Origin of the sequence: Lacibacter sp. H407 (assembly GCF_037892605.1) — a bacterium.
In the GTDB taxonomy this organism is placed as follows: Bacteria; Bacteroidota; Bacteroidia; order Chitinophagales; family Chitinophagaceae; genus Lacibacter.
In genome coordinates, this window is sequence record NZ_JBBKTU010000001.1 from 2,879,923 (window position 1) to 2,891,464 (window position 11,542).

11 protein-coding genes are annotated in these 11,542 nt (G+C 41.2%); 5 read left to right on the top strand and 6 right to left on the bottom strand.

Annotated features, from left to right (window positions below):
- Entirely contained in the window at positions 1-1,401 is a 1,401-nt protein-coding gene (locus WG989_RS12420) for a methyltransferase RsmF C-terminal domain-like protein (protein WP_340429799.1), read from the top strand.
- A 61-nt stretch (positions 1,402-1,462) separates the two neighbouring features.
- Here WG989_RS12420 and WG989_RS12425 read toward each other — a convergent pair whose 3' ends face one another.
- From WG989_RS12425 to WG989_RS12435, 3 genes are all read right to left on the bottom strand, one after another.
- Entirely contained in the window at positions 1,463-3,106 is a 1,644-nt protein-coding gene (locus WG989_RS12425; RefSeq protein ID WP_340429800.1) for an ABC1 kinase family protein, read from the bottom strand.
- 107 nt (positions 3,107-3,213) lie between these two features.
- Entirely contained in the window at positions 3,214-3,501 is a 288-nt protein-coding gene (locus WG989_RS12430) for a YtxH domain-containing protein (RefSeq protein ID WP_340429801.1), read from the bottom strand.
- Between the two features lie 162 nt (positions 3,502-3,663).
- A complete protein-coding gene (locus WG989_RS12435; protein ID WP_340429802.1) occupies positions 3,664-4,299 on the bottom strand; it encodes a ribonuclease H1 domain-containing protein in 636 nt (211 codons plus the stop codon).
- Positions 4,300-4,464: 165 nt separating this feature from the next.
- On the opposite strand from WG989_RS12435, the gene WG989_RS12440 reads away from it, so the two are divergent.
- Positions 4,465-5,451: a LysM peptidoglycan-binding domain-containing protein gene (locus WG989_RS12440; protein ID WP_340429803.1), complete on the top strand. Its 987-nt coding sequence runs from the start codon at positions 4,465-4,467 to the stop codon at positions 5,449-5,451.
- A 201-nt stretch (positions 5,452-5,652) separates the two neighbouring features.
- On the opposite strand, the gene WG989_RS12445 is transcribed toward WG989_RS12440, so the two are convergent.
- From WG989_RS12445 to WG989_RS12455, 3 genes are all read right to left on the bottom strand, one after another.
- Positions 5,653-6,684 (bottom strand): methionyl-tRNA formyltransferase, encoded by a 1,032-nt coding sequence (locus WG989_RS12445; protein WP_340429804.1) that lies wholly within the window; start codon positions 6,682-6,684, stop codon positions 5,653-5,655.
- A gap of 91 nt (positions 6,685-6,775) precedes the next feature.
- Positions 6,776-7,606 carry a ParA family protein gene (locus WG989_RS12450; protein WP_340429806.1) on the bottom strand — a complete coding sequence of 277 codons (831 nt, stop codon included), beginning with the start codon at positions 7,604-7,606 and terminating at the stop codon, positions 6,776-6,778.
- Positions 7,607-7,659: 53 nt separating this feature from the next.
- Entirely contained in the window at positions 7,660-8,340 is a 681-nt protein-coding gene (locus WG989_RS12455) for a metal-dependent hydrolase (RefSeq protein WP_340429807.1), read from the bottom strand.
- 192 nt (positions 8,341-8,532) lie between these two features.
- Between WG989_RS12455 and WG989_RS12460 the strand changes: the two genes are divergently transcribed.
- The 3 genes from WG989_RS12460 (at position 8,533) to WG989_RS12470 (ending at position 11,536) form a co-directional block, all read left to right on the top strand.
- Positions 8,533-9,789: a metallophosphoesterase gene (locus tag WG989_RS12460; protein ID WP_340429809.1), complete on the top strand. Its 1,257-nt coding sequence runs from the start codon at positions 8,533-8,535 to the stop codon at positions 9,787-9,789.
- Between the two features lie 60 nt (positions 9,790-9,849).
- Positions 9,850-10,854: a hypothetical protein gene (locus WG989_RS12465; RefSeq protein ID WP_340429811.1), complete on the top strand. Its 1,005-nt coding sequence runs from the start codon at positions 9,850-9,852 to the stop codon at positions 10,852-10,854.
- A 97-nt stretch (positions 10,855-10,951) separates the two neighbouring features.
- The gene (locus tag WG989_RS12470) at positions 10,952-11,536 is read left to right on the top strand and encodes a porin family protein (RefSeq protein ID WP_340429813.1); all 585 of its coding nucleotides are present in this window, start codon (positions 10,952-10,954) and stop codon (positions 11,534-11,536) included.
- The last annotated feature ends 6 nt before the right edge of the window (positions 11,537-11,542 follow it).

The window sequence follows — 11,542 nt, forward strand, 5'->3', positions numbered from 1 at the left end:
ATGCAACTTCCTGCTTTACTTTTACAATCGATCGAACACACAAAAGGGTTTGACAAAACTGCTTTTGAAGAAGTGCATACAAGTGGGGAGCAGGTGGTGTCTGTGAGACTGAATCCGTTGAAGTTGTCGATGGGCAATGAAAAGTCAGCAGACTTCAATCATCAGGAACTTATTCACTATTCAGCATTCTCAATTCACTCTCAGGTTCCCTGGTCCTCATCCGGCTACTATCTCAGCCAACGTCCTTCGTTTACACTTGATCCGTTATTACATGCCGGTGCATATTATGTGCAGGAAGCAAGCAGCATGTTTTTAGAACAGGCGTTGAAACAAAGTGTTGATCTTACTCAACCGCTGCTGGTATTGGATCTGTGTGCTGCGCCCGGCGGCAAATCCACCTTGCTGCAATCTATCATCAGCAACGAAAGTTTATTGGTGAGTAATGAAGTGATTCAAACAAGAGTAAATATTCTCAAAGAAAATATTATCAAGTGGGGTGCGGGAAATGTAATGGTCACGAATAATGACCCGGGCAGTTTTTCAAAACTGCATGGTTTGTTTGATGTGTTGGTGATCGATGCACCTTGCAGCGGTAGTGGTTTGTTTCGTCGTGATGCAGAAGCCATCAAAGAATGGAGTGAAGATAATGTACAGCTTTGCAGTCAGCGCCAGCAACGCATCTTAGCAGATGCATGGAATTGTTTGAAAGAAGATGGCGTACTTATTTATTCCACTTGTTCCTATTCATCAGAAGAAGATGAAGAAATACTGGATTGGATAGAAACAAACTGCAAAGTGGAAAGTATAAAATTGGAAGTGGAAGAAGAGTGGAGTATTGATGAAGTAGAATCAACAGCAGGTGCTTATGGTTATCGTTTCTGGCCATACAAAGTAAAAGGCGAGGGGTTCTTTATTGCCGCCTTTCGGAAAAAAGAATCGCCGGATGCATTACGTTTGAAAATAAAAAACACACAACTTGCTTCAAAGCAGGAAGCAGTGATTGCAGTAAATTGGTTGAAGAAGAAGGAAGGTTTAACCTTCATCAAACAAGGGCAAAATATTGCAGCCATTCCATCACAATGGAACGAAACTATCCAATACCTCATGCAGGAATTGAAAGTGCGTTATGCAGGGGTAGAGTTAGGAACCATTGCAAAGAATGATCTGCTTCCTGAACATGCATTGGCTGTATCAACTATTCTTAAAGATGATGTTGTAAAAGTGGAGCTTACACTTGAACAATCATTAGACTACCTGCGTAAAAATGAGATCAACATCGATAGCCCGCATAAAGGTTGGGCATTGGCAGTGTACAACAACTTTCCACTTGGCTGGATGAAATTACTCGGAAACCGTATCAATAATTATTATCCGAAGGAGTGGCGCATTTTGATGAGATGATGATAGACCACAGACCATCACATGTTCATAGTTCATGAACCAACTCATTACTCATCACTCATCATTTGAATTTCGTATTGAACAACAGTTTAAACCCTGTCCAGATAAGAATAGCTGCTGTACTGTAAAATAATACTTTAATACCGCCGCTCTCCGGTTGATAGATCATGAGCAATGTTGCGCAGATCATCAGCAAACCAAGAATAAACACATAGGCAAGACGATTGAAGTTCTGCCGCAGTGCTTTGTTGGTAAAACTATCCTCTCTGAAGTTGATCTCATGTTTCAATACGCCGGTGCGAAGATTATTAACGATCTCTTTAATGTCGGTTGGCAGGCGATCAACAATGTAGAGATAATCCTCTGCTGAATTCATCACTTTGTTTACAATGGCATCGAAGCTGAATTTCTCTTTGATCTTTTCTTTTGCAAATGGTTCGATCATATTGATGAGCGAAATATCAGCTTCCAGTGCTTCTGCAAATTTCTGAATAGTACCCAGTGTTTTTAATAACATGTAAAGATTGGTGGGTACTTTTAATCCGTGGCGTAAGATCACTTTGAACGTATCGGCCATCAAATTAGAGATATCAACTTTTTCATACGGAATATAACTGTACTTATGGATCAGTTCACCTATTTCAAATTCAAGGTCAAGATGTTCTTTATAAAAATTGATATTCAGTAATGCCAGCAATGCTTTTGTAATGCGGTGTGTATCCTGCCTTGCAAAGCCCAGCATAAAGTTGATGAGTGCCTGTATCTGCGCCGGTTTTAAACTGGCCGTCATTCCATGATCGAGCAACACCACCTGGTTGTTATCCCGGATCAATAAATTTCCTGCATGCGGATCGGCATGGAAAAAACCATGCTTCATGATCATTTTTAAAATGATCTGTGTACCGTTCAATGCAATTTGTTTTGTATCGAATCCTTTTGCGATCAATTCCTCTTTGGCATCGGGTTCAACACCTGTTACAAATTCCATCACCAGAATTTTTTGCGTACTGAACTCACTAAACACTTTTGGTATGTAACAGTAGTCATCGTATTTAAACATTTCCGAAAACCGCATCATGTTGGAAGCTTCATTGGAAAAATCCAATTCCTTCTTCATGATGTTCCCGAAATCTTCTACAAACTCGATCACGTTAAAACTGGCTAATTCAGGATATGACTTCACCACCTGCTCAGCCAGTACTTTCATTAATACAAGATCGACCGTAATTTTTTGTTTGATATGCGGCCGCTGCACTTTTACCGCCACTGTTTCACCGCTTCGTAATTTGCCTCTGTACACTTGTGCAATGGAAGCAGAGGCAATAGGGGTATGATCAAGTTGTTCAAATACTTCGTGAATGGGATCGCCTAACTCTTCTTCCATGATACGCCATGCCTGTGCATTATCAAATGGCTTGGCCGATGTTTGCAGTTTTTTTAATTCATTCCTTAATTGTTCGCTTACAAGATCAGGCCGGTCGGCAACGATCTGTCCAAACTTCACAAACGTAGGTCCGAGGTCTTCGATCATTAAACGCAAACGTTCTGCACGTGTGGTAAGATTTTTTCCTTTCGGATCAACTATTCTTCTCAAAAAGCGATTGTTATTGATGCCATTCCGCAAACCATGTTTGCAAATGATCAACACAATGCTGATGAGACGTATAATACTTCTGAATAATCGATTGACCCGGAATATCCACATACATATTACTTTTTACAGGTGAAGAATGGGTAGAGATACACATAATACTTGGGTAAAATACAAAAGGAGCCGGTAACCGACTCCCTTTATTTGCATCCGGTACCAACTTAAGAAACCAGTTGCTCCTTTATATGATTACCGGTTAGCTTTGTTGCCTGCAGAATTTCAAGCACACGTTTACGTGTATCCTCTTTCAAACCGGCAATTTCATGCTTAAATACTTCTTTCAGTTCTTCTATTTCGGAACTGCTGCCTCTCACTTTGTAAAGACGTTCTTTCAGATCATTGAATTTTTCATTGATCGTGTTGCGAATAGAGCTTCCACTTTCAGGTGCCATCAGCATACCAACAGCTGCACCTGCCGCTACGCAGGCAAAAATTAACTTCATACTCATAATGCTGTGTTTTTAAATGGTGAATAATGAAGTGTAATTTCCAATAACCTTGCCAAAAACCAGCTATGAGCTATCAGCGGTGAGCTTTTCGCTTTGCATTACGTAAGTGAAATGGCGTGATAGTATAACTCATTCTGCACCTTCGTACCTCTGCGGTAAAAATTATTTGCGACCGAAATCAGCAGGATTTTCGCCCCATGCTTCGGTTTCCCATTTCAGAATTTTATTCTTGTATGAATGTTCGTTGAGCCATGCTTCGGCACGATGGATCAATTCAAAAATGTGTTTCGTTTTTGCTGATTCTTCCAGGTTGGTTTTACATTTTTTTGCTTTCACCCAGCCAATTGCATTTCTGCTATCGCTGTAAATGGGTATGGTAAACAGGTTGTGTTTTTTACAATAAGCAAGCGCATGTACAATGGCTAAAAATTCACCAATATTATTTGTGCCGTTTGCCAAGGGCCCCATGTGAAAGATGCGTGTATTGGTTTTGTAGAGAATACCCTGGTACTCCATATCTTTTTGCACGCTGTTCCATGCAGCATCCACAATAATACTTTCCTGTATAGGCGTGCCCAGCGATGTAAGGTCTTTTGTACCTGCCGGTTTATCTTTTTTGTAGATGTGTTTGGCAAAATGATCTTTGTATGCCAGTTCAGCCTCCATCATCGTAGGGAACGATTTGTATGCAGCACCGGTAAAGCCTTCCACCTGTTGTTTGCAATCGTTCCAATTGGTATAAATTCCGGGCTCTTTCCCTTTCCAAACCACATAATATTTTGGTTTCGTATTGCTCATGTGGGTGCAATGTTAGCAAAAGAAACGATAAGCTCACACGAAACGAAGCTTGTTGGCGTTTAACCGTTCGGAGAATTTTTGTAAAATGCAAAAATTGGGTTAAGCTTTTGTTTGGCATTATTCTTTCCGATAATTGTGCATCTTTGCAGCGTAAATAATATTCCCATGAAGAGAGCCTTTTTATTTCTGAGTATCTGTTTGATTGCTGTTTCGGCGATGGCGCAAAACACCCCGTTGATCGTACAGCTGGACAATCAAAACAATCCCTATCTCACACACGGTATTGGCCCCAAAGAAAATTTTTACAGTATCGGGCGCATTTATAATATCAGTCCACGTGTGTTTGCACCTTATAATGGATTGGAATTAACATCGCCGCTAAGTATTGGCCAGCAAATACGTATTCCACTCAATGAAGCGAATTTCTGGCAAACCGGCACCCGTAAAGAAAATGAAACGGTGGTGCCATTGTACCATACCGTTAAACAGGGCGAAACAATGAGTCGGTTGAGTCAATTGTATGGTACGGATAATGCATCCATCAAATCATGGAATAACCTGGGCGATGCAGTAAGTGTTGGCAGCAAAGTGATCATTGGATTTTTGAAAGTAGATAAATCATTATCACCATTGGCAGCGAAGGGAATGAATGTGCGCAGCGAACCAACCGTGGTGCAGCAACAGCCCAAACCGGAGGTAAAGAAACCAGACGAACCAAAGAAAGAAACTGTTTTGGTGAAAGATGTGCCTGTAAAAGAAGAGGCTCCAAAAGAGCAAATAAAAAAAGAGCAACCAAAACCCGAAGTGTCGGCAGTGAGTTATGCCGGCAATGGTTTTTTCAAAGATGAGTTTAACAGACAAACAAATAATGGCAAACGGGTAGAAGGAAATAATGGCGCCGGCAGCATCTTTAAAAGCACAAGCGGCTGGAGCGATGGAAAATATTATGTGTTGATGGATCAGGTAGAAAAGGGAGCCATTGTCATGATCCGCAACCCGGCCAATGGAAAAGCAGTGTATGCAAAAGTATTGGGTGGGGTAGAAGAAACCAGCCCCGGCAGTGGATTGATTTTTCGCCTCAGTAATTCCGCAGCCGCTCAGTTGGGTATTAGTGCTGAGAAGTTTAATGCGGAGTTGGTGTGGGGAAAGTAGGCGAAAGTGGGAAGTGAGAAGTTGCAGGTGGGAAGGTAGAAAGCCCATAAGTTATTTTTAAAATTGCAACTGATAAAAGTAAAAGAGGTGATTGTTTTCAATCACCTCTTTTACTTTTATACACATTCTTTTATTTAGATGAAGCTGTTGATATTGATTGACGTAATTTGAATTATTGCTGAGATATAGCATTTTAAATAATCAACTCCTGTGCCCCCTCAAAAAATCTTCCACCAGCATTTTCTTTTTACCTTCCAGTTGCAATTCCAGCACCTGTACGTAACCGTTACTGCAGGCAAACTTTAAATAGGTTTTGCCATCAGTTAGGTAATTGCCGGTCGGGACGGTTTCACCGGCCTGAACATTTTGATCAGCATGGTTCAGGTCGCCTGAAGCGCCCCGACCCGTTTCTTTCTTCGACCGGTAGATCTTCATCATCTTTTCGTTGAAATAAGTAAACGCTCCGGGAAAAGGAGAAAGACCACGAATGAGATTATGCACCTCGTCAACTGTTTTTGAAAAATCTATTTTGCAGGTGTCGGTGAAAATTTTTGGTGCATGTTTGAGAACGGTCGACGGTCCACTGTCAACAGACGATGGTAAAACAGCAGCACTCAACTGTGGACTATTGACTGTGGTCTGTGGACGTTCTTTCAATGTTCCATTCACCAATCCTCCAACTGTTTTCACTAAGAGTTGTGCACCGATCTCTTTCATGCGGTCGTGTACTTCACCTGCTGTTTCATCTTCACCAATCGCAAATGATTCCTGCAGCAGAATATCGCCGGTATCAATTTCATGTTTCAATTTGAAAGTAGTGACGCCGGTTTCTGTTTCTCCATTGATCACGGCCCAGTTGATCGGCGCCGCACCACGATACTGTGGCAACAAACTTCCATGCACATTTACGGTTCCCATCTTCGGCATATTCCAAACAGCTTCAGGCAACATACGGAATGCAACAACGATCTGCAGATCGGCACGTAACGCAATCAACTCTTTTAAGAACACAGGATTCTTCAGTTTCTCCGGTTGCAGTACAAACAGGTTATGTTCTGTTGCATATTTCTTCACCGCACTTTGTGTGATCTTCATCCCACGACCAGCCGGTTTATCGGGTGCTGTAATTACACCTACCACATTATAACCTGCCTGCACCAATGCATCCAATGATGCAACTGCAAACTCAGGCGTACCCATAAAAACAATACGTGGAGATTCGTTTGTAACCATAAGGCAAAAGTAAAGAGAAAGCTGCGAGCTCTGAGCGATCAGCTACGAGCAAAAGGCAGCAGGTTGATGAATAGTAAATGCAAATAAGCTATTAGCTTGTAGCTTCCTCTTCCTCCTCATCCATCTCAATGATCTTGTCTTCCTGATTCATTTTGGTGAGGTTGTTTCGCTGCAGAATTTCTTTGGCGAGGTTAAGATAGTTGATGGCCCCCTTGCTTTCACTGTCGTAGAGAATAACAGGTTTACCAAAACTAGGTGCTTCACTTAAACGTGTATTGCGATGAATGATCGAATCAAATACAATGCCTTCAAAGTGGCGACGTACTTCGCTCACCACCTGGTTACACAAACGCAAACGTCCATCATACATTGTCATCAAAATACCTTCAATTACCAATTGCGGATTCAAACGGCTTTGTACAATTTTAATAGTGTTGAGCAATTTGCCCAACCCTTCCAATGCAAAAAATTCAGTTTGTACAGGCACCACTACTGCATCAGCTGCAGTTAATGCATTCACAGTTATTAATCCAAGTGATGGAGAGCAATCGATAATAATAAAGTCGTAATCATTTTTTAAACCGGCCAGCAATTGTTTCATCACCGATTCACGGTTTGGCTGGTTGATCATTTCAATTTCAGCACCCACCAGATCAATATGCGAAGGAATGAGATCAAGATGCGGAATATCCGTTTTCAACACCACATCTTTTGCATTGGCGCCATTTACAAAACAATCGTATAAACTTTGTTGTACGTTGTGCAAATCAAAACCAACACCGGTAGTACTGTTGGCCTGCGGATCGGCATCCACCAATAATGTTTTGAATTCCAGTACAGCAAAACTGGCAGCAAGATTAATTGCTGTTGTGGTTTTACCGACTCCTCCTTTCTGATTGGCGATTCCAATAATTCTACCCATAGTAATTTCGTTCCTGCTTTGTGCTGCCTGCCGCTGGCATGTATATCCGGCTGTTAAATGTCTATTGTTTCTCCAATTGCCGGCAACAGTAATTGCAATCCGTTCTTTTCAAAATGCTGCCTGGCTTTATCGGTATCAATTTCAATCAATTCAAATGTGTTGTAATGAACACCCACTACTTTACTGCAACCCATCATATGCGCCGCTCTTACTGCATCTTCGTAGCCCATGGTAAGATTGTCTCCAATCGGCAAAATACAAAAGGCAAGCGGAGCACCTTGCGGCACCAGTTGCATTTCAAGGGTTAGTCCTGTGTCGCCGCTGTAATAAAAAGGCGATTCACCGTTTATTACAAAACCCATTGGGTTACCGCCATAGCTTCCATCTGGTAGTGACGATGAATGCTGTGCCATCACACAACGTACTGTTCCAAATTCAAAATTCCAACGGCCCCCGATATTCATGGGATGCGTGTTGGTTATTCCATTTTTTTGCAACCACAAATGAATTTCCCAATTGCAGATCACCTTTGCTTTGGTACGGGCCGCAATACTTACACAATCGGCAATATGATCGGCATGTCCATGACTCACAAATACATAATCCGCCTCAATTGATGTAATGTCTACTTTATCTTTTGCCAGTTCATTCAGCGAAATAAAAGGATCAAAAAGTAATTTCGTTCCTTTTACGTCTATACCAAAGCAGGAATGGCCATAATAGGTAAAATTCATATTGTAACGGTTTTGATGAGCTATTGTACGTAACAGCAATGCTGTGTTGGCAGGTTAGGCCATCCTGACAAAAATAAGGCTTCGGCATAATATTCGGGAACAATACTTATCCCCTGATGTTATACAAGAAACCGTGTAACTGTTTGAAATTTAACAGGCAGTTGTTTTATTTATTCCTCAATTTTGACACTTATGCGACGTTTAGCCGGATCATGGATATTTTTAGTAATTTTTCTGATAGTGGACATTTATGTATTCCAGGCCCTGCGTACAGTGGCCGATAGTTGGGCACCACGTACCCGCCTGATAGTGTATGCTGTATACTGGGGCATCAGTATTCTTTCATTTGCTTTAATGCTGAGCATCACGTTTACGAATTATGAATCGTGGCACAAGTTGTTACGTACCTATGCTTTTGCTGTTGTGATCGGTTTGTTCCTGGCCAAAATCCTGGCCAGTGCTTTTTTCCTGGTAGATGATGTACGGCGTGTTGTACAATGGGCGGGCAGTTTTATTTTCCCCAACTGGAATCCTAAAAATGCAGGCACAGGTACCGGCATTACCCGTTCGATGTTTTTAAGCTGGGCTGGTTTGGCAGTTGGTGGCGGTTTGTTTACATCATTGATATATGGATTTGGAAATAAGTACAAATACAATCTTCAGAAACTGGCATTAAGTTTCAGCAATCTCCCGCAGGCATTCAAAGGATTTAAGATCATTCATGTGAGTGATATTCATAGCGGCAGTTTTACAGATAAAGAAGCCGTACGGAAGGGGATCGATAAGATCAATGAGCAGAATGCAGATGTCGTTTTGTTTACCGGCGACCTTGTGAATTACAGTGCTGAAGAAATGAAAGAATACATGGATGTATTTTCTGCACTGAAAGCAAACTATGGTGTGTATGCAACATTGGGCAACCATGATTATGGTTTTCCTACAGGTGCCAGCAGGGAAGAAGTACGGCATAAACAATTGGCTAATGCGGCAGGTGTGGTAGAAGTACATAAAAAGCTTGGTTGGAAAACATTGAGCAATGAACATGTGATGATTGAAAAAGACGGACAACAGATCGCCATACTTGGTGTTGATAATACCAGTGCCAAAGCAAATTTTCCATCGTTTGGTAAATTGCCGGAAACACATGCAGCGGCCAAAGAGTCACCGTTTAAAATTTTAATGAGCCACGATCCTTCGCATTGGAATTCGGAAGTAACATCGCAGTTTAAGGATATTGATCTCACATTATCAGGTCATACACATGGTATGCAGTTTGGTGTAGAAATTCCCGGTTTCCGTTGGAGTCCCGTAAAATACGTGTACAAACAATGGGCAGGTTTGTATGAAGAGGCCAATCAGAAATTGTACGTAAACCGAGGCTTTGGATTTATAGGTTACCCGGGCAGGGTGGGCATTTTGCCGGAGATCACCTTGATCGAGTTGACATAATTTTTTACAGCCATTAAACTATCTTGCAGCCGGTTCGTCTATTGGATTAACCTTGCCCGCATGCTTAAACCATTTATTCTATTCGCAGTGCTGTTTTGTTTTTGTTCTGTAGTCAATGCGCAGGAAGCAAAAACTGATTCAGTTATGATCAATGTCGATTCGCTTGAAAAAGAGCTCGACGATTTCCTTGCATTTTATGATTCATTGAAAGCGCCTAAAAGTTATTGGTTGTTATCATTGGGCGTAGGGAATACACAATTCAGTGTACGTAACGTAGCATTGAATGCACAGCAATCAGCCACCAACCTCAGCTTTACACCCACCATCGGGTATTATCATAAAAGCGGGTTGGGAATTACTTACAATAATTATATTTTAACGGAGGCCGGTAAATCGCAACTGTTGCAACATGCGCTTACATTCTCGTACGATCAAACACAGTTGGAAAAAGTGTCCTACGGAGTTTCCTATACACGTTTTTTGGGGAAGAAGGAATTTGTAAATACATCATCACCTTACGATAATGATTTGCTGGCTTATGTACAGGTGGGCAAAGGAAAATTCAGGCCGGGTGTAATGCTTGGCTTTTCGGGTGGCCGTTACCGTGAAACATTACAATACCTCGATTCGCAGCAGATACGCTTACCATTAACAGGCGAATTGGTTACACAATATTTTTATGTGAGTGATACATCCAATATTCGTATCAGAGACCTTTCATTGATTCCTTATGTAAGGTACGATTGGGTACTCGATGGAATTGGTAAGAAAGATTATTTCAGTTTGCAACCTACGTTGATGTTGTTGGGATCAGCTACACGGGTAACAGTTGATTCAAAAGGAACTGTTCGTCAGCGACGGTTATTGAGCCGCAGCAGAAGTTATTCCGGAACCGATTCGCAAACAAATGCATTTCAATTTCAATCGTTGGGTTTGCAGTTAGATGCATCGTGGTACATCGGCAAGTTCTTTTTAAATCCACAGGTTTATTTTGATTATTACCTGTTGAGCAGTCAAAACAAACTCAGCACTTTGTACAGTGTGCAAGCCGGGTTTATGTTTTAATTAATTTTGGCACGGTTCTTCTTAACATATTTTTACCGAGGCATTTAAATGATTGGCATTTAATTCGCCGTTAGTAGTTCAACTAAACTTCAAAAGAATGAAAAAGTATCTGGTCCTTATCTTAGTAGCCATCACCGCATCTTCTGTTTCGTTTGCACAGTTTCGTATTGGTCCAAAATTGGGCGCAAATATTGGTAAAATTGAAGGAAAGGGATTTGATGAACAATACAAACTCGGTTATCATCTCGGCGCATTCGTAGAAATTCCGTTAGGGAAAAAATTTGGCCTTCAACCGGAAGTGTTGTGGAACCAGATCAATTCTGATACTGCATCAAATTTCAGACAGATCTATCAGAATCTTGGTCAGCAGGAATTATCAAATCCACAATTGAATTATCTCAGCATCCCTTTGTTACTTATATACAAGCCGATAAAATACCTCTCGTTACAGGCAGGTCCGCAATTTGGTGTTTTGATAAATAAAGACAAGACATTGATCGATAATGGAGGCGAGGCATTTAAAAATGGCGATTTTTCTATGCTCTTTGGAGCACAGTTAAATATTCTTCGTGTAAGAGTGTACGGACGGTATGCCATTGGTTTAAATAATATCAATGATCTTCAAAGCCAGGAAAAATGGAAAACCACCGGCTTCCAATTAGGTGTTGGTTTAGCACTTTAAAACTTA